Origin of the sequence: Candidatus Methylacidithermus pantelleriae (assembly GCF_905250085.1) — a bacterium.
In the GTDB taxonomy this organism is placed as follows: domain Bacteria; phylum Verrucomicrobiota; class Verrucomicrobiia; order Methylacidiphilales; family Methylacidiphilaceae; genus Methylacidithermus; species Methylacidithermus pantelleriae.
On sequence record NZ_CAJNOB010000001.1, the window covers coordinates 192775 to 216689 of the forward strand.

A 23915-nucleotide genomic window follows, 5' to 3' on the forward strand; every position below is an offset into this window, starting at 1 on the left:
ACCCCAAAGCAGCAGAAAACCCACCGCCTGCTACTCAAGAAACTTCTCTAGCTGCGGGTCTTTGGGCAATCCTAATTGCAGAGCGGCTTGGTAGTGACGTCGAGCCAGTTCCCTGGCCGGAGGCTTTTCGGTTGCATATACGACGGCCAGATTGAACTGGGCATCGGCATAATTGGGGTCAAGCTCCACAGCTCGTCGTAACTCTTTTTCCGCTGCTTCTTGCCACCCTTTCTTGGTGCACGCAATACCAAGGTAGTTCCTCGTCTTAGCGTCGTTGGGATCCAGCACAATTGCCTGGGTAAGCGTGGCAATGGCATCATCGTACCGACCCATCTGGTAATAGACGATTCCCAATACCGAATAGGAAAACGCGTCATCCGGATTGAGCCGGATGGCTTCTTGAAGCGCCTTTTCTGCCTCCCCGTAGCGTCGCATTTGATAGAGGACCACGCCTAAGTTTGACCAAGCAAAAAGACTATTTGGATAGTCGTGGACGAGCTGCCGGTAGATGGCTTCCGCCTGATCATATTTTCCTTGAGCAAAAAGAGCACTTGCTTCCTCGGCAGCCCGTTTCCCGGCCTGGGGAAGATCTGCGGCTGAGCCTCCGCTCCCCTGGCTAGACTGGGTATTTTCCGCAACACCGGACGACGAAGAGGTTTCTGAAGCGGCGGATCCGGAGCCGGAATCTGCGACCGGAGGCGTCCCCGGAACCTTTCCTTCTTTTCCCTCCTCCGCGTCTCCCACGGCCTCTTTCGGAGGCAGGGGGGCTTCGTAGGATAGGCTTGTTGCTCGAGGTTCTCGGAGGAGTTTGACTTCTTCGGGACTGAGCTGGACAAGCGGAGAGGCGAGAATTTCAATATGTTGTTCTAAGGCCTGGGACTGCACCTTAAGACGAGCCAACTCCTCCAGGGCGAGCCGTTTGGTTGCTTCGCGCCGGGCTTGTTCCTGGAGCTGCCGGTTGATAATACTACGTAAAATCTCGTTCTCCTTCCGAAGCGATTCAGCATTGGGCGCATTGACCAGCTGCCGCTCGGAGTCTAAGAGCCGTTTCTGAGCCATTTCTAGCTGGCTCCGAAGAGACTCGGTGTCGGCCTGGAACTGCCGGTTCTGGCGCTCGAGAAGTTCTGCTTGCTCATGCACACGCTGGAGTTCCTGTTTGAGGGCGAGAACGACCTCTCCCGAATGATCTGATTGAAGGGATTTGATTTTGGTTTCTGCATCGGCCAGTTGCGCCTTAAGCGTGCGGTTTTCCTCCAAAAGCTTGGCAAGTCGGTCTTCTGCACCTGACTGGAGAGCCGCCAGTTCCTTCTGAGTAGCGTCAAGTTGCCCCCGCAGCCGCGAGGCGTCGGCCAGAGCATTGGCTAGCTGTCCTTTCGTTTCAGCTAGCTCTTTTTCTAGATCACTAATCCGGGATTTTAGCTCGTGCGCAAGGACGGAATCCCCGGCAGGGGCTGGCTTACCCCCTTTGACGGCGGCAAGTTCTTGCCGGAGCTGGGCTGCATCGGCTTGGCTGGATGCTAGCTTCGACCGGGCTTCGGCGAGGTCCTTTTCCAGTTGCTGTACCTTGTTCGAGAGCTCTTGCACGACCCGTGAATCACCCGATGCTTTCGCTTTTTGCTCCTCCAGTTCCCGACGCAATCGGGAGGCCTCTGCCACCGAACTTGCAAGTTTACCCCGAGTTTCTTCCAGTTCCTTATGCAGCTGGCTCACCTCGGCTTGAAGCCGGGGAAGTTCGCTGCTCTGACCAGCCGCTGCTGCCGCCGCCCGGGCATTGGCGTCGCGGAGCTCCTCCTCCAAATGGCGTACCCGAGCCCGGAGAGTCAGAATTTCCTCGGTAAGAGGGGTAGGCTCAGAGGCTGCTCCGCCCCCTGCCCCCGTGTTGTCGGCGGGCGAATTCCCTTGGGCTCCCTGAGCAAGTCGCTCTTCCAGCTTCCGCAACTTTTCCTGGCAATACCGGTATCGGAAGGTTACGATGCTGGGCTCCCACTCCGGGTACCGGTGCTTAAGGGCTTGGAGCTTTTTTAACGCGTCCTCGTACTGGGCACGAGCCGTCGAAAGTTCTCCCTTGCGTTCCAGTCGCTCTGCCTCCTGGAGGGAAAAGTAGATTTGAAGGAATTGGTCCTGCGGTGAGGTGGCTGCCCAAACCACGCTTGCGCACCCCACAGCACCCAAGAGAAAGAAGATGCGCCCGATCCAACCTGATCGCATGCAGGTTCGTTTTTAGAAGCGATCGGTCCAGCAGTCAACCCTTTTTCCTTTGGGGGCTTGCGCAGGGATCTTATGCCCTTAGACGTGGAAACGGATGTAGAGGATGTCTCCGTCCGCAACCAGATAATCCCGACCTTCAAGCCGGATTTTGCCCAGCTCCCGGGCACGGGAAAGCGATCCGCATGAATCTAACTCCTTCCACGAGATACACTCGCAGGCGATAAACCCGCGCTGGAAGTCCGAATGGATCCTGCCGGCTGCTTGCCAGGCGGTGGTTCCAGGGAGAAAAGGCCAGGCACGGGCTTCCTTTTCATTCGCTGTATAAAAAGTCTTAAGGCCTAGCGTGCGGTAAAGCTCCTGGAGAAGTTGATGGATGCCACGAGCCTCTAAGCCGAGAGCTTCCAGATATTCCCGTGCCTCGCGCGCCTCCAGCATAACCAGTTCTTCTTCCAGTTTTGCGCACAGAATAACGCACCCTTCGCCTCGGCCACGCGCAAAAGCCTCCAAGGGTTTCGTTAGTGGGGAGCCGGCTGGCAGGTCTTTTTCTTCCACGTTACAGCAGTAGACCTGCGGTTTCATCGTGAGGAGCCCGATACCCAAAAGAAAGTCCTTTTGCTCGTCCGAACCTTCCAACTGCCGGGCAGGCAGACCCCGGTTAAGGTGAGCCCGCACGCGGCCTAGAAGCTCGTATTCCCAACGGAGTCTTGGGTCCTTGCTCCCCCCAGGAGGAGTTCCTTTGCGCAGGCGTTCCAAACGACGATCCACAAGCTCAAGATCGGCAAGGACAAGCTCAGTTTCCACAACCTGGACGTCCCGCAGCGGGTCCACCTCTCCCATTGGGTGGGGTACGTCCGGATTGGGGAAAGCCCGGACCACGTGCAGCAGGGCGTCGACTTCCCGTATCCGCCCAAGGAATTGGTTTCCTAACCCCTCCCCGCGGCTTGCGCCTTGAACCAACCCGGCAAGATCGACAACTTCCAGGGCCGGGGGATGCACGGTCTCCGAACCTATGATTTGTGCCAGGCGAATAATCCGCTGGTCGGGGACAAAAATCGTTCCGACATTGGGTTGGATCGTGCAAAAAGGATAGGGTGCGGTCGCGGCTTTGTGGGTTTGGACAAGCGCATTAAAAAGAGTGCTTTTTCCGGCGTTGGGTAAGCCAATCATTCCGGCCGTCAATTTCATTTCTCATAAGAGGTTGAGAGGGGTGCCTTTTTGTCCCGTTTTCTTTTTTTTGGTTTGGGGCTTCGGTACCGGCGGAGAGTAGGGGCAAGGAGGTTTTTCCACCACGGGATAGCCGTTACGCCGCCCCCAAGGGAGCTGGGCAGGAAAAAAAGCCCTTTTTCGGCCGCTCCGAGGGATTCTGGCCCGGCCTTGCCGTTTTGTCGAGAAAATTGCCCCTTTTTACCCTCCCGCCGTCTTGCCAAGACGGGCCAGGCAAGCAAAGGAAGGCTTGACGATCCCTTTGGGTGGCAGGCAGGCTTAAAAGGTTTCTCTTGGAATGAAAAGAGGCTTTTGGGCTTTGGCTTCCTTTCTTACTTCCTTTTGGGCCATTTGGGGAGTTGGGTCCTTGGTTGAGCTAACCTTTGGTGCTGACGGGACCGCGGAACCTCCCCGACTGGAGTTGCGTCCCCTGCAAGAGCCGAGCAAGCCTCCTTCTCTTCCCAAAGCTTCCTCGAAACCCGAGGAAAGTCCACCGCCAGCGACAGAACTTTTGACTACTCTTGACATGGAAAAGCTAACGGAGGCAGGCGAGCAGGGGGTTCCTACGTACACCTTAAAGGATTGTCTTAACCTGGCGCTGGAGCAAAACCCTGACATCCGGGTGGCGCAAAAACGGCTGGAAGCTGCTGCGGGAGGAGTGATCGTGGCCCGGGCTGGCTTTCTTCCCAATTTGACCAACTACAATTTTTACGAGAAGCGCGATACAAGCTTTGCTAACTCGGGCTTTTTTGAGCACGGGCAAGCCGGTTTTGCCGTCCGTCCAGAAGCTTGGCAGGTCTCCATCCGGCTCAACCAGACGCTTTTTTCCTCCGGGGCCGTGGAAAACCAGTACTGGATCGCCCGGCTCCAGGAGGATCGGAGTTTTCTCGAATACCGTGCTGTAGTGGACCGGGTGCTTGCCGAGGTTCGAAGGGCCTTCTATGAAGTTTTGCTCAATCGGGCCAAAGTCGCCGTCCACCGGGAGGCGGTTCACCTGCTCGAAGCCCTGGTCGATTATGAGAATCATCGCTATGCGTCCGGGCTTTCGACGGAATTCAATGTCATGCGAGCGCGCGTTAACCTTGCCAATGAACGCCCTGCTCTCATCGGGGCGGAAAATGACTTGAAAAACTCCGTCATCCGCCTCTGCCAGCTGCTCAATATCCGTTACGATGTTACGTCGCCCCGGCCTCCTTTTTCGGTCGTGGGAAAGCTTTCGTACCCGACCATGGATTTTTCGCTGGAAGACTGCCTGGCCAAGGCGGAGGCAGCGCGTCCGGAGCTGGCGGCAGCCAAGAAGGAAGTGGAGATTGAGCGGCGACAGCTCATCGTGGATCGCAGTTCGGTGCTCCCGCAAGTGGGAGCCTTTGTGGGGTACGATGTCGTGGACCAATACCTAAAATCCACTCCCCAGAACCCCTTTATCGGGCCGGGAAGTATTAGCGGCTACATCGCCGGGGTGAACGTTACCTGGCAGCTTTTTGATGGGCTTGTTGCCTACGGGCAGATGAAATCCACCCGGGCGCGCATGCAGGCGGCCGAAATCAACGTTGAAAAGGTACGCCAGGCCATCTTTTCCGAGGTGCGGCAGGCTCTCAATGACCTCCAGAAAGCCAAGCTGGCCGTGGATAGCCAGCGGGAAAATGTCGAGGCAGCTAGCAAGGCGTTTGCGTTGGCCGAAAGCAACTACAAAGCCGGGGTGGCCACGCAATTGGACTTGTTGCAGGCCCGCTGGGATCTGACGCAAGCCCAGCTGGGGGAATTAACCGCACGCTACCAGTATCTGGCCGCCCTGGCGCAGTTACAGCGGGCGATCTCGGGGCAGTATCAGATCCTTTTGGATCGCACTCCCCTGCCTCCTGCTCTTCGAGAAGAAAGGAAAACTGGACAACCCTTGTTCCACAGGGCTACCGCGAGCCCTCCTCCGGATGGAGGGGACGGGGCGAACACCACCAGTCTTTTTCATGCCAGTGGCCTATTGCGACCATGAGAGGGGCACACATGGGGTTAGAGAGCGTTGGAATTTGCGGCAAACGCGCTCGAGCGAAGGCCAGGATCGAGCTTTTTCTTTGGTTGTTTCTTGGGCTAGGGGCCATGCCCGGGTGGCCTTTCTTGGGTTGGGGGGTCGAGCGGCCCGAACTCCGCTGGACAAAATCCGTTTCGCTTGAGGATTGCTACCGGCAAGCGCTGGCTGGGAACCCTGACATCCGGCAGGCGCGGTTGGGGTTGGAACAGGCCTTGGGAAGGAAAATCCAGCTCCAAGCACGCGTGATGCCTCGTGTGGGATCGAACATCTTTGGTGGGGTCCAGGGTCCGAGGTTTGATAATGGGGAGCGAACGGTCCCCTATGCCATCGTATTTAGCCAGTTTGGCCAACCGGTTTTCGACCTGGCCATTCTTCCTTCCTTGCGAGAGGGGCGAACGCTGGTTGCCATCGCAGCGCAGAACCTTAACCAGACCGTCTCCCAGAAACTCTATGAAGTGCGTACGACCTATTGCCGCGCGCTTCTTTTTCGGGAGCTCGCACGGCATTTTGCGCACCGGCAGAGGTATCTGGAAGCCAACCTCAAAATGGCGGAGGATCTTTTTGGTTCCGGTCGTGGCGGGGAGCTGGCGATCGAACAGGCCAGGGTAGCCCTTATCAATGTGGAACGACAGCAAAAGGAGGCTCTTTTGGATTATCGCGCGGCTCTTGTAGACCTTTCCCTGGCTATGGGAAAAGATTTGGGGCCCGAGGAGGTTCAAGCTCTGGAAAACGGTTTTGGGGAACTCAGCGGTCGGCTGGGCCAAAAGATCCCCGAGATTAACTATGTCCGGGAACGAGAGCTGGCCCTGCGTCAAAGACCGGATCTGGTTCTTTTGCGCAAGCTAGCGGAACAGATGCAGGAGGAAAAACGGATTGTAGAAGCTGGGTATTTCCCGACCCTTGGCTTGATTGGGTCTCTCCAGTACGTGCCTGCCAACGAAACGCGTGCGGTAACGTCCCGACCCCCACTGTTAGCCGGTCAGCAGTTTTTAATTTCGCAGTTACTCTATGGGGCGGCTATGACATGGAAGGTGATTGATAACGGAAGGGTTGTGGGGCAGGCTCGGCAATGGGAGGCGCAGCGTCAAGCCTATGGCATCCAGTTGGAACAGCTGGAAAAAAACGTAGATTCGGAACTTCTGCGGATTGAGCAAGCGCTTGTGATGGCTAGCCGCAAGCTTGAGGCGACTGATCAGGCGATTGCCTTGGCCCAACGGTCCATCGACGAAGCGATTGCCAAGCTGGTCAGTGGCCAGGCGACGGAGCTAGACTTTTTGAAGGCAGAATCGGATCTTTCAGAGGCGCAATGGAACCGAATGGGAGCTCTCTACGATCGCGATCTGGCCCTCGCTCAGCTGGATCTATTGACGGGGCGGTACGTGCAATGGAACTCACCCGGGTCGGCTCTTTCTTCCGGGATGCCCTAGAGCGAGTTCCGTGGCCCCGCGTCCGTGCTTGGGTTGGGGAGCTTGTTTCTCGCCCGAGAGCCGCGTGGGTCTGGGGTGGGGTCCTTGGTCTTTTGGTAGTGGGTGGGTTGATTAGCTATTGGATGCGGCCCGTTGCCGAGGTGTACCGGGTGAAGAGGGGGACGGCAATTGCGGCTGTGTACGGGACAGTCAAAGTGGACTGGCTTTGGTCGATTTCCCTCCGAGCTCAAAATACGGGCACGGTTCAGCTTGCGCCCGGAATTTATGCCGGGCAGTCGGCCATTGGGATTCGTGTGAAGAAAGATCAATTACTGGCGACGATCGTGGACGATGCCACGCTTCAGGAACTGCGCCGGATTCGCATCGAGCTTGAGGCAGCCGAGAACCGGGCGCGACTGGGACCTCCTTCGGCGGAAGCTTTGCGAAATGCCGAGACCAATTTGGCCTCTCTCCTTAAGCTTTCCGAGCTCAATAATGTGCCCAGCGTGCAGCTCGAGCAGGCTCGTAATGAGGTGAAAAGACTTGCGGAGGCAGTAGCCAATGAGAGAATCGAGCTGGAGCGAGGAGTGGCCACGTGGAGGGACGCGCTGCGCGGTGTGCAGGAACGTTTGAAAAAGACGGAGATTCGATCCCCCATTGATGGAGTGTTAACGGCAATTAACAAGGGGGAGGGAGAAGTTGTGGTGACGAACGAGGCCCTTTTTACGGTCGCTGTCAATAAGACGGTGATTAACGGGGAGGTGAATGAGGAGGACGTAGGCGACATCGTTCCGGGCCGGAAAGCCAAGGTTAGGTTATATGCCTTTGGGGACCGCGAATTTGAAGCAACGGTGGATTCGGTGGCTCCCTCGGGTAATCCCGATACCCAGCGCTATTCGGTCTTTTTACACTTGGATAATCCACCTCCCAATCTCATGGCGGGGATGACGGGAGAAATGAACATCCTCATCGCCAAGCATGACCATGCGCTCATTATTCCCAGTCGGGCGCTTATGGGAAACCGGGTTTTTGTGGTGCGTCATGGGCGGGTAGAGCCAAGGGAAGTGCGGAAGGGTTTTCACAGCCTGGAAAAGACCGAGATCGTCAGTGGGCTTGCGGACGATGAACTTGTGGTCGTTTCCGATCAAGATCTTTTACGACCGGGTATGTTGGTGCGACCGATCGAAGTGAACGCTCACACGCAAGCTCACGAGACATCGGAACGATGAGTCCTGTCCTTTTTCTTGCCCTGCGCTTTACCTACAGCCGGACTCGCCCGCTACTTTTGAGCCTGGCAGGCGTTGTGTTTGGGGTAGCATTTTTCATTTCCACTCAAGCTCAAACGCAGGGTTTTGAACAATTTTTTATCCAGACCGTGCTCGGAACGTCAGGAGCGATCATGGTAACAGACCGGTTCCAGCCGCAGTACACAACGATGATCCAGGGAAGCCAGAGCGAACTTGTTGCGGTCTCAGGGGAAAAGCCCCGGAAATACTACCCGGGGGTCTACAATCCCAATCTGGTCATGCGGGTGTTGGAAGAATTTTCCAACGTGGCGTCGTGTGCCCCCGTCGTGTTGGGCAACGCCACGGCCCAGACCAATTTCCGAAGCGAGGTGGTTCGGCTCATGGGGATCGAGCTGGATCAGCACCTCCGGACGACGGCACTGGGTCGCCAGATTCTTTTCGGTTCCCTTCATGCTTTCCGGATACGTCCCAATGGGCTCATGCTGGGAAGTCTTCTGGCGGACAAGCTTCAGGCCCGTGTCGGCGACACGGTCTACCTCACAGGAACGGGAGGAAAAATAGAGCCCTTTCGGCTGGAAGCCATTTTCCAAACGGGGGTCAACATTATCGATGAAACCCGTGCCATTGTGCACGCCCGGGCGGCGCGGAGCCTTTTACGGATGCCCTTTGCGGTTTCGGCGATCCTGGTGAAACTCCGTGATCCGGACCGGGCCCCGGCACTGGCGGCCCGGCTGGAAGATCTGGTGAGCCACCGGTGTCGCTCCTGGCAGGAGCGGGAGCGGGGTAATTTGGCGGTGTTTCGGACCTTGCGCATCTCGGCGGGTATTACGGTGTCCCTGATCATTCTTCTGGCGGGTTTTGGGATCTTTAACATCCTAACGCTGACCGTTTTACAGAAGGTTCGGGAAATTGCCATCCTCCGATCCATGGGGTATCGCAGGGAAGATATTCGGAACATCTTTCTTCTCCAGGGTCTGATGGTGGCCACGGTGGGAAGTCTTTTGGGTATGACGCTGGGAGCGATTCTCACCTATCTGATCTCCAAGATCCCTGTCCGCATCCGGGGCATCTTTTCCACGGATCACTTTATTGTCTCGTGGGCCTGGGAGCACTATCTGGGCGCGACACTCATTGCTTTTGTTGCCGTTTTTGTAGCTAGCTACTTTCCTGCCATGCGGGCCGCCAACTTAGCCCCGGTGGCGACCCTGAGAGGAGCAGGCCAGTAGCGGGGAAAAGGGGAAAAAGCACCGATGAAACCTGATCTCTGGAAGCAAATCCCAGAAGCTTCGGGCCCGGGTTATCGTCCGAAAGCGGTCCTAGCGCCGATCGGAAGGCAAGGGGAACCCTTTGTACGATGCCGCAATCTCCGAAGAAGCCTGGGGGAAGGAGCCAGCCGCGTGGAAGTTCTCAAGGGAATTGATCTCGATTTGTACCCGGGCCGGCTTCATGCCGTGGTCGGACCCTCAGGCTGCGGAAAGAGCACCCTTCTCTATATCCTGGGCCTTCTGGACACTCCCGACCAAGGAGAACTTTGGATCCGCGGTCGGGCCGTTTTGAGCCTGTCGGACGCGGAGGCTTCTCAATACCGTAGCGAGCTCATTGGCTTTGTGTTCCAGTTTCACTTTCTCTTAAATGACTTTACCGCCGCCGAAAATGTCATGATTCCCATGGCACGGCTGGGTCGGTGGTCGGCCACGCAGATGCGGGAGCGGGCGTTGCAACTCCTGGAAGCCGTGGGACTGGCATCCAAAGCCGATAAGCTGGCCCGACAGTTGTCCGGGGGAGAACAACAACGGGTGGCGATCGCTCGCGCCCTGGCCAACGATCCACCCTTGATTTTAGCCGACGAACCCACCGGGAACTTGGACACGGCCAACTCTGAACAGGTTTTTTCTTTGCTCGCCCGTTTGGTCCGGTCCGGTCGAAAGGTACTCCTCGTTGTAACCCACAACCCCGCCATTGCTCATGCCTGTGATGAGATCTATGAAATGAGGGACGGACAAGTCATTGCTCGTTATGTCGGACAAGACCGCTTGCGGGCTTGATCCATCCGCGGGGCCGCGTTGTCCCGCAGCGCCATCCTTGTATGGAAAACTACGCGATCATTATCCCGACCTATAATCTTTTTCCCATGCTCCGGCGGTGTCTGGAGAGCTTGGCAACGACCACGAGGACCATGCCCCCAAAGGAAATCCTCGTCATCGATGACGGAAGTACCGACCAAACACGCCCGTGGCTCATGCAACAGGGTCCGCCTCTGCGGGTCCTTTCCCATGCTCGTCCCCAAGGTTTTGCCAAAAGCTCCAACGAGGGGGCCGCTGAGGCGCAATCTCCGGTTCTTATCTTCCTTAATAACGATGTCGAAGCTTTGGCCAACTGGGTCGAACCGCTCCTCGATGTCTTGTGGAGCTACCCCGATGTTGGATTTGTGGGCAATGCCCAGTGGAATCCCAAAACCCGGCGATGGGACCATTTGGGAGTGGTTTTTAGCCCCGAAGGATTACCCACCCACATGGGCAAGGGCTTTCGATGGAATCCTTTCCGGGGTGTTCGTACCTGGCGGGCCGTGACAGCAGCATGCTGTGCGATCCGGCGGGAGGTATTTTGGGAAGCGGGGGGCTTTGACACCTCCTTCCGTAATGGCTGGGAAGACATGGATCTTTGTTTGCGCTTGGGAAGGAAAGGATATCGCCATTACGTGGCGTATGAAAGCAAGGTCCATCACTGGGTTTCTTCTTCTCCAGGGCGGACGGCATGCGAGAAGCAAAACCAGGATCTTTTTTTACAACGGTGGCAGGGGAGTCTTAAACAGGAGCTGGGAGCTTCCGAGTTGCGACTGTGGGCCATCAACTACCTGGGTAGGTATTGCGATCGCCCTTGGGCGTACAACGGGTGGAAACTTGGGAAGGCCTTTCGCGTTCTCCTTCGGGGAAGCTAGCCTTACAAAGGGAGGCCGCCGAGCTGGGTTTTGGGGCTTTGGCCCCTCTTCCTCCTGGATCGTACCGGGGAGAAACGTTGGGAACCTGCGGGTAGTTTTCCTAACCTCTTGCAAAGCTCCTGGAGGACAAACGCAATCCACCCGTTCGGGATGGACCAGCACCGCTCCCGCTTGTGCAGCCGGCGGGAAACGCTTTCGCTAAAGCGCGCTTCCCAAAAGACTCCCTGGTGCCATTGCGCACTTGTCGGCAAGGAAAGCCAGGGATAGAATCCGGTCCGCTATGGTTTTCCTCTTTGGAGTTACCGGCTATGTCGGTTCCGCTTTCTTTCAGTACCTTTTGGAACGAAAGGTGCCGGTTCGCGGGTTTTCCCGCAAGGAAGTTAACCTCTTACATCGGGAAGCGCTTTGGCGGTTACTTCAGGAGTCCAAACCCGAGTTTATCATTAATGCTGCAGGCTACACGGGGAAGCCCAATGTGGATGCTTGTGAGGATCACAAGGCCGAATGTCTTTTGGGCAATGTGGCAATTCCTGCGGTCCTAAAGGAAGTTTGCGGGGAACTGGGGCTTCCCTGGGGGCATGTGTCATCGGGGTGTATTTACACGGGCTCAAAAGCCGAAACCTTCATTGGGCCGGTAGGTTTTAGGGAAGAAGACCCCCCCAATTTTTCGTTTCGGCAGAATAACTGCAGCTTCTATAGTGGAACCAAAGCACTGGCAGAGGAAATCCTGGCCGACGCGCCCTTGTGTTACCTATGGCGGTTGCGGATACCCTTTGACTCGGTGGATCACCCGAAAAACTATCTCTCCAAGCTTTTGCGCTACCCGAAACTGGTAGATGTTCGTAACTCCCTCTCCTATTTGCGAGAATATGTTGCAGCGTGCTGGGCTTGCTGGGAAAAAAGACTTCCCTTCGGGACATTCAATGTGACAAATCCTGGTTCTGTGACGACCCGGGAGGTGGTCGAGCTTATCCTGGAGTCTCCGCTCGGACCGAAGCTCGTCCAATCGGGCAAGCGCTTTGAATTTTTTTCCAGCGAAGAGGAATTCTACCGGGAGGCAGCTCGGACCCCTCGATCCAATTGCGTATTGGATAGCTCTAAGATTCTCCAGCACGGGGTTTTCTTAAGCGACGTGCGCGAGGCGTTGGCGAAGGCTTTACGTTCGTGGCGCTGGAAGGGGGAATGGCGGCTAGGAGAGGAGCCGTGACGGAAGAAAAAAGCTGGTTAATTACAGGGGGAGCTGGGTTTATTGGTTCCAATCTCATTCGCTGGTTACTTTTGGAACAGCCAGCTTCCCAGGCTCCGGTCAGGCTGATTAACCTCGATAAGCTTACCTACGCCGGGAATTTGGCCAATCTGAAAGAGGTGGAGACTGATCCCCGGTACTGCTTTGTCCATGGTTCAATGGGTGATAAAACCCTGGTTGCGGAAATTCTCCGGCAGCATCAAGTAGGGGTTCTTTTGCACTTGGCTGCCGAATCGCATGTCGACCGGTCCATTGATGAACCCGAACAATTTGCCCGAACCAACGTGTTGGAAACGGTTTCGTTATTGGAGACCGTCCTCCAGTATTGGAAGGAACTTCCAAGAAAGGAAGCGCAACGGTTCCGCTTTGTTCATGTGTCGACCGACGAGGTCTTTGGTTCTCTCTTACCTCAAGAGGAACCTTTTACGGAAAAAACTCCTTACAACCCCTCCAGTCCCTACGCGGCTTCCAAAGCTGGGGCGGATCATTTTGTCCGGGCGTACGGGAGAACTTTCGGGTTACCCGTGGTTCTCACTCATAGTTCCAATAACTATGGGCCGTACCAGTTTCCGGAAAAACTTTTGCCTTTAACGATTTTGAACGCCCTCGAAGAGCGCCCGTTACCCCTGTACGGGGATGGGCTACAGGTTCGGGATTGGATTTATGTCCTGGATCATTGCCGGGCCCTCCATCGCGTGATCCACAAGGGAAAGCCCGGAGAAAGTTACGCGATTGGCGGAGGGGTGCAAATTTCCAACCTGGATCTGGTGCGAAAGGTTTGCCGGATACTTGATGAGCGACGTCCGCGGCCCGGAGGCAAAAAACATGAGGAGCTTTTGTGTTTTGTTGCCGATCGGCCTGGACACGACCGTAGATATGCGACCAACCCCTCCAAGATCGTTCGAGAACTCGGTTGGAAGCCGCTTGAGGATCTTGAAAGCGGCCTAGCAAAGACGGTGGATTGGTACCTGGCTCATCAGGATTGGTGTAGGGAAATTACCGAAAAGCGGTATGCACGCCAGCGGTTAGGATTGCGAGCCTCTTCAAGAAATGAATACGCGGGATAAACCTTTCCCATCGCAGGTCCATCATGCCGTTTGCCAGGGGCAATATAAGCGCCAGGTAACCGCTCCCGTGCTTAAGCGAGGAAGGAAAGGCCCATGGGAGAATCCTTAGTCGAAAGCTCTTCCCCCATCCAACGGCGAGGGATTGTGCTGGCCGGAGGGAGCGGGACGCGACTCTATCCTGTAACACGGGCTGTGAGCAAGCAGCTCATGCCGGTCTATGACAAACCGATGGTGTATTATCCGATTTCCGTGCTTATGCTGGCGAACATTCGCACGATCTTATTGATTTCCACGCCAGCCGATCTCCCGGTCTTTCAGCGACTCCTAAAGGATGGAAGCCAGTTCGGCATCCAGATCTCCTATGCCCTGCAACCCGAGCCTCGGGGGCTTGCGGAGGCCTATCTTATTGGAGCAGAATTCCTTCGCGGGTTTCCCTCATGCTTGATTTTGGGAGATAATCTTTTCTACGGGCACAATCTAACATCGATTCTCTACCAGGCTTCCTTGCGAAAGCGGGGTGCGACCATTTTCGCCTACCGGGTTGCCAATCCTTCGGCGTACGGTGTGGTTGAACTTGGCCCGGATGGCAAGGCTTTGTCCCTCGAAGAAAAGCCTTCCAAACCGCGCTCGCCCTATGCCATTCCAGGAATCTACTTTTGTGACGAGCGAGCACCTGCCTTTGCCAGCCGGTTGCGCCCCTCGACCCGCGGCGAGCTGGAGATCACCGACTTGCTCCGGTTTTATCTGGAGGAAGGTTCTCTGCACGTGGAATTGCTGGGGCGCGGAACTGCCTGGATGGATACCGGCACACCCGATGCTTTGCATGAGGCCAGCTCCTTTGTTCGTGCGATTGAGCATCGCCAAGGGCTTAAGGTGGCGTGTTTGGAAGAGATCGCCTACGCGAAGGGCTGGATTGATGAGGAGATTCTGGAGCGACAGGCCTTGCTTTACGGGAATTCCTCCTATGGTGCGTACCTCCGGTTTCTGTTGCATTCTGAGGCGGGGCAGAATTCCTGGGAGTAGGCTTGTGCTTGGCAGACACACCAGCCGTGATACCCTTGTCTTCGGGATGGTGTTCTTCTTTTTCGCCTAGAAATTGGCCTTTGGCTCGTAACTGGGCTTGCCGCAAAAGGACACGTGCATTGGTGTCATAAGGATCCATGGCGAGAATCCGGCGGGCTTCTTGGCACGCTCTTTCATAGTTTCCGCTTTCGAAGTAGACGGTTGCCAAAAGATTCCGAGCGGATAGATCATTGGGATCGTTTTGCAAAAGCTCCTGGAGGAGCATTCGGGCCTTTCTTGTCTGGCCTTGGTAGAGGGAGAGGTGGGCCAGACCCCGAATCGCAGCTGGATTTCGCGGATCCTGGCGCAAGGCTTGGCGGAGCTCCTTTTCGGCAAGGGCGGCTTTTCCCTGGGAAAAATACACCGACGCCAGGTTCGCGTGGGCGTTGGTCTCATCCGGAGATTCGGCAAGAATCTTCCGATAACATTCCGCGGCCTCAGCTAAGCGACCCTCGTAGAAAAAAGCGGCTCCCCTCTCTTCTAGTAGGAGTATCCGGTGGGTGGTATATTCGGGATTGATGGGCTGCAGAGCCAAGGTCGCCCTCCGCACACGGTCGGTCGCGCTTTCGCCTTGCTGAATTCCCTCCCCGGACGCCAGGGGCGCCTGGCTTTCCGCGGCTGGTTCTGGGCCTCTTGCGGTCGAACCCTTTTCTTCGAGCGCCGCCAGTTGTCGCTGCAGCCGGGCAATCTCCCGGTTTTTGGCCTCAAGCTCCCTCTGGAAAGAGATTCTGAGATCCCCGTGCTCGACCGGTTCTTGGGTTGTCCTGGGAGATAAATGCGTGCCCTGGGCCGTGGAATGCGTCCCGTGGGCCGGGGCCGGGAAACGAAGCGGCTCTGACCCATTCAAGCGCTTGGGAGACGAATGGGCCAGGGGTAGCGCTCCTTCGGTGGAAGGGCGCTCCTTTCGGGCGGCTAACTCCTTTTCCAGTTCCTTCACACGCTGACGGAGCTGATGGAGCTGCGCCAAGGTTTCCCGGTAAGTTTGTGGGGCAGGTGCGGCGGGTGGGCCTTGAGAAAAAGCCGTCTCGGGAGAGGGTTCCCTTTCCTCGATTCCCGAAAGCTTTCGTAAGCGCTCTTCGACAAAATCCAGACGGTAACGAATGATACCCGGTTCCCATTCCGGGTAGTCGTGCCTCAGCTTAAGCAAACCCTGCCGCACCGTTTGGTACCTCTGCCGCGCAAGCGGGAGGTGTCCCGACTTTTCTAAGCGCTCAGCGTCTTTGAGAATAAAGTAGAGTTCTAAAAAGCGATCCTGGGGAGAAGTAAGCGCTTCGGCATAAAGAGTACCCCCGGGGGTTCCGGCTACGGCAAGAAGCCACCCTACGAGGAGAGAAATCCCGGTTTGCCGCCAGGTCCCAAAGGAACCTCCTTCAAAGAAGCTCCTAATCACCATGGGTCGGGTCGCCTCTTGCCGCAAATTCAAGCCCTCTTGCTATCCCTAGGTTTGGCTACTTTCCCCACCCTGCGCTTGCAAACCCCGGGGTTACTCGACGCCAAGCCACACTCTCCCATTCTAGGAAAGTGCACTCCAGCCCCTGGGCTTCGTCAAATCCAAAAACTCCGGTTAGGAAAGGACCATCCCACTTCGCAAGCGCAACAGCGGGCAAAGAGTGGTTTCTTTTGTTCTTGAACCAAACTCCCGGCGAACCGATTCGGACGCCATAGTTGTACGGTTTCCTTTTTCGCCCATAGTAGGAGCCGGAACGGCTATCCTAGAGGGGACGATCCTCAGCGGGTTGGGTTTGCCGCTGCCGAGGGGTTCTGGGAGAACGTAACCGCGGCTCCTTGGGCCCGATTGTGCTGCTTCCCTGGGCCTAACAGGGCTTTTTTCTCTCTGGATGGCTTCGAGAAAGCTCCCATCGGCCTGCCCAGAAAACATGGTCCCAAATCTCTCTCGGCCAAAACGGCATCTCTAAGAAGGTTCTTGACTCGCAGTCCGACGAGGGTCGAGTAGACGTTGTGCGTGTGCAGATCGGTATGTTGGATGCGATTGGGGAGAAGCCCTGGGAGCGGCAAGCGCTCCACGAAGTCCTGGAGCGGGTTCTGGAGCATGGCCAGTTCATCCTGGGTGAGGAAGTTTCCCGGTTTGAATCCAAGATGCGGGACTATCTGGGGGTTCGTCATGCGGTAGGAGTCTCCTCGGGAACGGATGCGCTTTGGATTGCTCTTTTAACGCTCGGTATCGGGCCAGGGGACGAGGTCATTTGCCCTGCCTTTACTTTTGTGGCCACGGCGGATGCCATTGCGCTGGTAGGGGCCAAGCCGGTTTTCGTCGATGTCTATCCTTGTTGTTTTACCCTCTCGGTGGAAGACCTCTTACGGAAATGGACCCCGCAAACGAGGGCCATTATGGTGGTTCATCTTTTTGGCCAGCCGGCGCAAATGGATCGGCTCGCAGCCATTGCCGCGCAGCGTGGTGCATACCTCATTGAGGATGCGGCTCAGGCGCTGGGTACCACCTACGGCGGTCGAAAAGCCGGAACGCTGGGCACGGTCGGTTGCTTTTCCTTCTATCCCACCAAGAATCTAGGGGCCCTCGGAGACGCAGGGCTGGTGGTGACAGGAGACGATGGCTTGGCAAAGAAAATACTTGCCCTCCGCTCGCACGGAGCTGTGGGCCGGTATCGATACCGGTGGGTAAGCGGAAATTTCCGGTTGGATGCGCTGCAAGCTGCGTGGCTCGAATCTCGGCTGCCAGCCCTGGAGTCGAAGCTTGCTGCCCGCAAGCAGAACGCGGAAAGATACATCTCTCGGTTTCTTAGTTCTGGGCTTGCGCAAGTCTATCCAAGCGTATGCTCAACCGGGCCGACCAGGGTTGCAACGACGGAGGAGCCACTTTTGTGGCTGCCTCCGGTGTGCCGGAGCGGGCATAGCTGGAACCAGTTTGTGGTCCGGCTCCACCCGCGTATCGACCGGGATTGGGTACAGCAAGCCTTGCGGAAAGAGGGGATAGAGACGGCAGTTTACTACCCGGTTCCGCTCCACTTGCAGGAGTGTTTCCAGTGGCTCCAGGGCAGGCCAGGGGATTGCCCCCATTCCGAGGAGCTTGCAGGATCTTCCTTGGCCTTGCCGGTTCATGCGGGTTTAGGACCCGAGGAGGTGGACTACGTGGTGGAAACCCTCGTCCGGTTGCTTCGCTCGCAACAGCTTTGAGGCTTTGCGGGTCCCCTTGCTCGTCAATTGGGAGGCCGAAAAAGAGAGCCATAGCGCTCTTCGCAGGGTTCGCGAGTAGGACGTGCTCCAGGGAAAAGGTCCTTTTTGGCTAACACCCGAAGGCAATGAAGCGTTTGTGTCTGGCTGGAAGATGAGCTCCCTTTTTTGCCCAAAAGATCCTGCGCTTGCCTGGGGTCGTAATGGGGATTGGGGCGCAAGCCCCGTCGTTACCAGCGCGCGGGGCGGTGACCACCCAGCACAGGGAAACCAGGATAAACGTTCCTTGCGGTTGCTTGGCACTCTGTTTTTTGGTTCGCAAGCTTGGAAGGGGAAACGTTTTTTTGGGCCAGTCCTCTTTTATCCCACCCGGAGGACCGTCCGCATCGAAGGCTGGGTGGGACGTGTCGGGCTTGACCATCACCCGTGAATCCGAGAAGATTCAACCGGGAAACGAACAAAGGGAAGCGGCACCAGGTCTGACCCGGAGAGCAGCGTTTGGGAAGCTTCTGCCGGCGGGAAGGTGGGAAGCTTGGGCAACGAATCGAGGGTTTGGTGCTCCCAACGCAAACCCAAGGGCGGTTAGGGAGCCAACCAACGGTAGACCTAATGGCGTGGCTCCAGCTTAGGACGGCGTAAAAATCTTGGCGGGGCGGGGAAAGGGCAGCGTTCCCATTGAGAGCTCTGGGAAACTGGCCCACGTCCCGTGGGAAAGCGGGACGCTTGGGAAACCACTCAGACAAAAGGGGGTCGAGCGGGGCGCTTTGCGAAAGAAAAGACTTCGGCCTTTCGACCGGGAAGATTGTGAGTATTCATGGGCAAGCGGAGGTTTATTCATCTTCACGTCCGCAGCGAATATAGCTTGCTTCGGGCTTATTGCCCAATTCCTGAGCTTGTGCGGACCGCCGCGGAGTTGGAGATGCCGGCCCTGGCGCTGACGGACGAGGGGGTTTTGTATGGTGCCGTTGAGTTCTACCGAACATGCCGGGCGCACAATATCCAACCGATTCTTGGCTGTGAGATCCATGTAGAGGAAGTGGCAGCTGGCTGTGGGGAGAGGCTGAGCCGGCCACCGGGGAGCGCTCGGTCCGTCATTCCGAACACGGCCAAGCTCATTCTTTTGGTCAAGGACAGCTCGGGCTACGAGAACCTCTTGCAGCTGGTAAGCCATGCACACCTGCATTCCGATGGCTCTCCACCCCGGGTCGGGTTTTCTACGTTACAAGACTATGCGCAGGGTCTTGTTGGGATTTCTCCCGCCCATTCGGGTCCGGTTTCGAAGCGAATCCTTGGAAGGGATTTTGCGGGAGCGGCGAACATGGCTCGGACTCTGGAGGCTCTCTTTGGAAGGGAGTCCTTTTATCTGGAGATTGTGGATCACGGGCTACCGGAAGAACTTTACCTACGCAAACGGCTGCGGGAACTGGCTCGGGAACTGGGAATAGGCCTTGTCGCTACCAATGACGTTTACTATGTACGACCCGAGCACGCGGCTCTCCACGAGATTCTCCTTTGTATTGGTGCCGGCGTAAAACTTGCCGACCCTCAGAGACCTCGACTACCGGGAAGCGAGTTTTATCTCAAAAGCCCGGAGCAAATGGAGGAGCTCTTTGGGGAAGAACCTTCGGCTTTGGAGACTACTGTCCGGATTCGTGAGCAGTGCCGCTTTGAATTGGAACTGGGCAGAAATCACTTTCCCACATATATCCCTCCGGACGGTTCGACACCCGAGGCGTATCTGCGGCATCTTTGCGAGGAGGGTATTCGTTCCCGATATGGAAGAGAGTCCAAGCTCATCAGCCAGGTTCGGGAGCGACTCAACTACGAGCTTGCGATCATTGAAAGGCTGGGGTTTGCCAGCTACTTCCTCGTTGTATGGGATTTTATCCGTTTTGCCCGGGAACAGGGGATTCCCGTGGGTCCGGGCAGGGGGAGTGCTGCGGGAAGTCTTGTGGCGTATCTTCTGCGGATCACCGACGTGGATCCTTTGAAGTACGGGCTTTTTTTTGAGCGGTTTCTCAATCCAGAGCGGGTGAGCCTGCCCGATATCGACATCGACTTTTGTTACAACCGCCGCGAAGAAGTCATCGCGTACGTTCGCCGGCGTTATGGAGAGGAAAGTGTTGCCCAGATCATCACCTTTGCACGGTTGGCAGCCCGCATGGCGATCCGGGATGTCGCTCGGGTGTTAGGGCTTTCCTATGGGCAGGCGGACCGGTTGGCGAAACTGGTTCCCTCGGAGCCGCACATCACGTTGAACAAAGCTTTGGAGGAACGTGAGGAGTTGCGATCGCTAGCGAAAGATGAGGTGTTCCGGCCGGTCATGGAGTACGCATCTTTATTGGAAGGGGTGCCCAGGCAGCCTGGCGTTCACGCAGCCGGGGTGGTCATAGCACCAGGGGCCATTGCTCGTTTTGTCCCGCTAACCCGGGGGGAAAACGATGTCGTGGTTACCCAGTGGGCGATGGAGGAGCTGGAACTGGTGGGGCTTCTGAAGATGGACTTCCTCGGTCTCAAAACACTCACGGTGATGCAGGATTGTGTGGAACTCATCCGGAAGGAAACCGGGAACCCGCACTTTTCTCTCGAGGCTGTCCCGCTGGACGATCCCAAAACGTTTGAGCTTCTGTCGCTTGGCAAGACGGTAGGAGTTTTCCAGTTGGAATCGCCTGGAATGCGAGAACTCTGCCGGAGGCTACAACCGGGGCGATTAGAGGATCTGATCGCTTTGGTGGCTCTCTATCGGCCGGGCCCGATGGAAAATATTGGGGCGTATGCAGAACGGAAACTCGGTTTGCGTCCGATCCAGTACGACCATCCTTCCCTTGAGCCCATTTTAAAGGAAACCTATGGGGTCATGATCTATCAAGAGCAGGTCATGCAGGCGGCCCACGTGCTCGCCGGGTATACCCTGGGGCAAGCCGATCTACTCCGGAGGGCCATGGGGAAGAAAAAAGCCGAGGAGATGCGGGCCCAAAAGGAATCGTTTGTGGAAGGGGCTTGCAAGCTTCATGGGATGTCGCGGGAAGAGGCTGAGCGGATTTTCGGGGAGCTGGAACGATTTGCCGGATATGGGTTTAACAAGGCACACAGTGTGTGCTACGGGCTTTTGGCTTACCGGATGGCCTATCTCAAAGCTCACTTTCCGGCGATCTTTTTTGCCTGTTCCCTTTCCAGTGAGATTGGGGATACGGAACGAATCGCCGAGCTTGTTCGGGAAGCCCGCATGATGGGGATCGAGCTTTTGCCGCCTGATCTCAACCGGAGTTTTCCCCACTTTTCCTTTGAGGACGGGGCGGTTCGGTGCGGGCTTGCTGCGATCAAAAACGTAGGGGTTAGCCAGGCGGGTCTCCTTGTGAGGGAGAGAGAGGCGGCGGGCCCCTATGCATCCCTAGAAGACGTTTTTCTCCGCATCCCTGAGGTTTCAGGGTGGAATCGCAAGGCCCTGGAAAGTTTGATCAAGGCCGGAGCTTGCGATGGGTGGAAAATGCCTCGCCTTGGGCTCTGCCGGCAAATTGATTCGGGACGCAAGCTTTCCCGTTCTGCAGCAGAAGAAAAATCGCAGGGATTCCTTTTTGAAGGAAAAGTTTTTCGGGAAGGTTTCTCTGCTCCGAAGCCTCCGGAAGGGGACCTTTCAACAGATGGTTCGATGGGGGAGGACCTGGCCCAGAGATTGGCGTGGGAGAAAGAGCTTTTGGGCTTCTATTGGAGTGGCCACCCCATCCAAGGTCATCAAAGGGAACTGGAGGCTTTGGGACTTGCGCCTCTGGAATCGCTCGAAGACAAGCCGGACGGAGGGCTTGTGTGGGTGGGGGGTGTGGTTACGCGGTGTGACATTCGTTTGGCGGCCCGTGACCGCCGCCCTTTCGGCCGGGTGGTTCTCGAGGACCAGAAAGGATCCGTCGAGGTCATGGTTTTTCCCGATCTCTACCGGAAGAAGTCGGAACTTCTCCGAGAGGGAGAAGTCCTGGTTGTGGCTGGGACAATCAGCCGGAGGGGGGAAAAGGAGGAGATTCGTGCGACAGAGGTTTTGCTCTTGAAAGAAGCATTACAAAGCTGGGTAGAAGGGATTGTTGTAACGATTCCCCCGGGCAAGTTGGGAATGGAAGATTGGGAGAAGCTTGTCTCTATCGTACGACGCCATCCGGGCAAGGCGAAAGTTTTTTTGGCGTACCACCAGCCAAAGAGCAGCCGATGTCTTTTCTTGGAAGCCGGTGAGTCTTTCCGCGTATCTCCTGGACAAGGACTGGAGGAAGAGCTGGCCTCTGTTCTGGGATTACCGCGGCCCAGGTATCTTATCTCACTTCCGGGCAAGCCCAGGAGCTTGGTCACCGATGGATGGAGTGATCCCCAAGCTTCTCCGATGGAGAGGGAGACCCATGGACAAGAGTGACAAAGGAGTGGCTTGCACCGTCTGGGTGGATCTAGGCAAGCGCAGTTACCCTGTGAGGATCGGGGTTGGACTGCGGCACCGGTTGGATGAAGAGCTGCAACGGATTCCCGGTTGCTCAAAGGTGACGGTGGTTTGTGATGAAACGACTGCTGCGCTTTTTGCCGACGACGTTGAAAAGCCCCTCCAAAGGGCAGGATATTCAGTCGTGCGCGTGGTCGTTCCCCCGGGGGAGCTTTCCAAAAGCGTAGCGCAACTGGAAAATCTCTGGCGAAGGTGGGCTCAAGCGCAGTTGGGCCGTGATGGAGTGGTGGTGGCACTGGGCGGGGGCGTGGTGGGAGATTTGGCCGGTTTTGCTGCGTCGGTGTATCTGCGGGGCGTTCGTTGGGTTGGAATGCCAACAACCCTGCTTGCGATGGTGGATAGTGCTATTGGAGGCAAAACCGGGATTGACCTCCCGGAAGGAAAAAATCTTGTCGGCAGCTTTTACCAACCGTGCCTGGTGCTTGAGGATCTGGAGGTGTTAGACCATCTGCCGCCAAGAGAGTTTCGCTCCGGGATGGCGGAGGTGATTAAGTACGGTTGTATTGCGGACCCGTCCATTCTGTCTTTGGCCAGTTCAGGGCATCTTTCCCGGGAAGCTCTTACAGAGCTGGTAGCCCGCTGCGTCCAAATCAAAGCGCAAGTGGTAGAGGAGGACGAGCAGGAAAAAACGGGCAAACGGATGATCCTCAATTTCGGCCACACGTTGGGTCATGCGGTGGAGGCAGCCAGCGGGTATCAAAAGCTTTTGCATGGGGAGGCCGTTGCCGTTGGCATGTGGGGTGCAGCCCTCTTATCACACTGGAAAAGCGGATTATCGGCGGAGGAACTGGATCGGATCTATCAAGCCCTTGTGAGTCAAGGATTACCTCGAGAGCTACCGGGAATGAATCGAGAAAAGGTGCAGGATGCACTATTGGTCGATAAAAAGAAGCGAAATCATACGCTGCGCTGGGTCCTTCTTAGGAGTCTGGGTTCTCCTTGCATCCGGGACGATGTGACTCCGCAAGAGTTGGAGCGGGTCTTTGAGTTCGTTTTCCCCCGGGGGACTGGCTAAAGGAATGCCAAAGGCTACTATGGCTTTCTAATGGGCTTCGGAGAGGAGGGCGGCACCAGTTGAGTTTAGCTCCGGGGGTGGTTAACCGGCGTGTCGATGGTGTTGGAAGAAAAACACCAGTTAGGGAGGCATGCCGAAGAGAGACGGAGCTACAGGCAAGGTTCCCTGGACAAATTGTGGTGGGGAGACCATAGACGTTCGGATCCTTCCTTCCAAGGGTCTCTTCGTTTGCGGCGTCTCCTCATTCGGCCCCGGGGTGCCGAGGCGAGGGGGCCCCGGGGGCCAGTGTCTCGGGGACCTTTGGCCGGGGTGGATCAGCTTGAGCTAGGGCTCCCTCGGTCTCCGAGAGACTCGTAGCGCCCAATTCCTGCCGGCCGCCCAAGACGGCTTTGAGCTTTCAAAGGATTCGGCGTTGCCGTGACGCTTTCCTACCTGGATTTCTTCCAGGTCGTGTGGCACGGGGCTTTGGAGTGATTTGGTGGTGACGGCTAGGTATGCGAGAAGAAGCCTGCGGCGGCTACTTCAAAAGAGTGCGAAGACCAAAGCTGCCATCCCATGGTTTGTGAGTCATGACGGCCAAGCGAGGCCCTGGAACCATTGGGTACGCTTGCCATGGAGAGACGGATAAGCTCCAACCGGTTCGAGCGAAAAGCTGCCTGTAGTGGATGTCCAGGAGCTTTAGCAGGCGATCGATCTTTTGGAGGCTCTTCCCAAAAGAAGCTCCGCGCAGCGGTAATGGGTGATCGAACAGGTAGTCTTCGCCGCGAAGTTTTCTTCCGCAGCTCTGATGGCTTTTTGCCTGGGCAAGATGGTTTGTCGTCTGGCTCCAAGCACCTCTGGCGGGCAAAGACGGATCCACCGGGAGCCTCAAGC

Annotated in this window: 14 protein-coding genes and 1 pseudogene; 12 read left to right on the forward strand and 3 right to left on the reverse strand. The window is 56.6% G+C overall.

The window, feature by feature from the left end:
- Positions 1 to 30: 30 nt before the first annotated feature.
- Positions 31 to 2208 (reverse strand): tetratricopeptide repeat protein, encoded by a 2178-nt coding sequence (locus KK925_RS00875; protein WP_174581706.1) that lies wholly within the window; start codon positions 2206 to 2208, stop codon positions 31 to 33.
- A 78-nt stretch (positions 2209 to 2286) separates the two neighbouring features.
- Positions 2287 to 3393 carry a redox-regulated ATPase YchF gene (ychF, locus tag KK925_RS00880; RefSeq protein WP_174581707.1) on the reverse strand — a complete coding sequence of 369 codons (1107 nt, stop codon included), beginning with the start codon at positions 3391 to 3393 and terminating at the stop codon, positions 2287 to 2289.
- A 316-nt stretch (positions 3394 to 3709) separates the two neighbouring features.
- Here ychF and KK925_RS00885 point away from each other — a divergent pair, with 316 nt between their 5' ends.
- The 9 genes from KK925_RS00885 to rfbA all read left to right on the forward strand — a co-directional run bounded on the left by KK925_RS00885 (position 3710) and on the right by rfbA (position 14364).
- Positions 3710 to 5401 (forward strand): TolC family protein, encoded by a 1692-nt coding sequence (locus KK925_RS00885; RefSeq protein ID WP_174581708.1) that lies wholly within the window; start codon positions 3710 to 3712, stop codon positions 5399 to 5401.
- An 11-nt stretch (positions 5402 to 5412) separates the two neighbouring features.
- Positions 5413 to 6864, forward strand: coding sequence for a TolC family protein (locus KK925_RS00890; protein WP_174581709.1), 1452 nt, complete (start codon positions 5413 to 5415; stop codon positions 6862 to 6864).
- Positions 6822 to 8072, forward strand: a complete 1251-nt coding sequence (locus KK925_RS00895) for an efflux RND transporter periplasmic adaptor subunit (protein ID WP_174581710.1) — start codon at positions 6822 to 6824, stop codon at positions 8070 to 8072. The genes KK925_RS00890 and KK925_RS00895 overlap by 43 nt, the downstream gene beginning before the upstream one ends.
- The gene (locus KK925_RS00900) at positions 8069 to 9316 is read left to right on the forward strand and encodes an ABC transporter permease (RefSeq protein ID WP_174581711.1); all 1248 of its coding nucleotides are present in this window, start codon (positions 8069 to 8071) and stop codon (positions 9314 to 9316) included. Before KK925_RS00895 ends, KK925_RS00900 begins: the two co-directional genes overlap by 4 nt.
- A gap of 24 nt (positions 9317 to 9340) precedes the next feature.
- Positions 9341 to 10135: an ABC transporter ATP-binding protein gene (locus KK925_RS00905; protein ID WP_174581712.1), complete on the forward strand. Its 795-nt coding sequence runs from the start codon at positions 9341 to 9343 to the stop codon at positions 10133 to 10135.
- Positions 10136 to 10176: 41 nt separating this feature from the next.
- Positions 10177 to 11028, forward strand: a complete 852-nt coding sequence (locus tag KK925_RS00910) for a glycosyltransferase family 2 protein (protein ID WP_174581713.1) — start codon at positions 10177 to 10179, stop codon at positions 11026 to 11028.
- A 280-nt stretch (positions 11029 to 11308) separates the two neighbouring features.
- Entirely contained in the window at positions 11309 to 12235 is a 927-nt protein-coding gene (locus KK925_RS00915; protein ID WP_174581714.1) for a sugar nucleotide-binding protein, read from the forward strand.
- Positions 12232 to 13341, forward strand: coding sequence for a dTDP-glucose 4,6-dehydratase (gene rfbB, locus KK925_RS00920; protein ID WP_236027796.1), 1110 nt, complete (start codon positions 12232 to 12234; stop codon positions 13339 to 13341). The genes KK925_RS00915 and rfbB overlap by 4 nt, the downstream gene beginning before the upstream one ends.
- Before the next feature lie 93 nt (positions 13342 to 13434).
- Positions 13435 to 14364, forward strand: a complete 930-nt coding sequence (rfbA, locus tag KK925_RS11085) for a glucose-1-phosphate thymidylyltransferase RfbA (protein WP_328706678.1) — start codon at positions 13435 to 13437, stop codon at positions 14362 to 14364.
- A 127-nt stretch (positions 14365 to 14491) separates the two neighbouring features.
- On the opposite strand, the pseudogene KK925_RS00925 reads toward rfbA, so the two are convergent.
- Positions 14492 to 15796: pseudogene (locus KK925_RS00925) on the reverse strand (tetratricopeptide repeat protein); the annotation flags it as partial.
- A 566-nt stretch (positions 15797 to 16362) separates the two neighbouring features.
- On the opposite strand from KK925_RS00925, the gene KK925_RS00930 reads away from it, so the two are divergent.
- From KK925_RS00930 to aroB, 3 genes are all read left to right on the forward strand, one after another.
- Positions 16363 to 17556: a DegT/DnrJ/EryC1/StrS family aminotransferase gene (locus KK925_RS00930; protein WP_214096179.1), complete on the forward strand. Its 1194-nt coding sequence runs from the start codon at positions 16363 to 16365 to the stop codon at positions 17554 to 17556.
- A gap of 811 nt (positions 17557 to 18367) precedes the next feature.
- The gene (gene dnaE / locus KK925_RS00935) at positions 18368 to 21946 is read left to right on the forward strand and encodes a DNA polymerase III subunit alpha (RefSeq protein WP_174581719.1); all 3579 of its coding nucleotides are present in this window, start codon (positions 18368 to 18370) and stop codon (positions 21944 to 21946) included.
- Positions 21933 to 23042, forward strand: a complete 1110-nt coding sequence (aroB, locus tag KK925_RS00940; protein WP_174581720.1) for a 3-dehydroquinate synthase — start codon at positions 21933 to 21935, stop codon at positions 23040 to 23042. Before dnaE ends, aroB begins: the two co-directional genes overlap by 14 nt.
- Positions 23043 to 23915: the final 873 nt, after the last annotated feature.

Coding starts and splice junctions, on each gene's coding strand:
- KK925_RS00910 (WP_174581713.1), top strand. CDS start 10,177: ATGGAAAACTACGCGATCATTATCCCGACCTATAATCTTTTTCCCATG.
- rfbA (WP_328706678.1), top strand. CDS start 13,435: ATGGGAGAATCCTTAGTCGAAAGCTCTTCCCCCATCCAACGGCGAGGG.
- KK925_RS00895 (WP_174581710.1), top strand. CDS start 6,822: ATGGAACTCACCCGGGTCGGCTCTTTCTTCCGGGATGCCCTAGAGCGA.
- KK925_RS00915 (WP_174581714.1), top strand. CDS start 11,309: ATGGTTTTCCTCTTTGGAGTTACCGGCTATGTCGGTTCCGCTTTCTTT.
- ychF (WP_174581707.1), bottom strand. CDS start 3,393: ATGAAATTGACGGCCGGAATGATTGGCTTACCCAACGCCGGAAAAAGC.
- KK925_RS00885 (WP_174581708.1), top strand. CDS start 3,710: ATGAAAAGAGGCTTTTGGGCTTTGGCTTCCTTTCTTACTTCCTTTTGG.
- dnaE (WP_174581719.1), top strand. CDS start 18,368: ATGGGCAAGCGGAGGTTTATTCATCTTCACGTCCGCAGCGAATATAGC.
- KK925_RS00905 (WP_174581712.1), top strand. CDS start 9,341: ATGAAACCTGATCTCTGGAAGCAAATCCCAGAAGCTTCGGGCCCGGGT.
- KK925_RS00900 (WP_174581711.1), top strand. CDS start 8,069: ATGAGTCCTGTCCTTTTTCTTGCCCTGCGCTTTACCTACAGCCGGACT.
- KK925_RS00875 (WP_174581706.1), bottom strand. CDS start 2,208: ATGCGATCAGGTTGGATCGGGCGCATCTTCTTTCTCTTGGGTGCTGTG.
- aroB (WP_174581720.1), top strand. CDS start 21,933: ATGGACAAGAGTGACAAAGGAGTGGCTTGCACCGTCTGGGTGGATCTA.
- KK925_RS00890 (WP_174581709.1), top strand. CDS start 5,413: ATGGGGTTAGAGAGCGTTGGAATTTGCGGCAAACGCGCTCGAGCGAAG.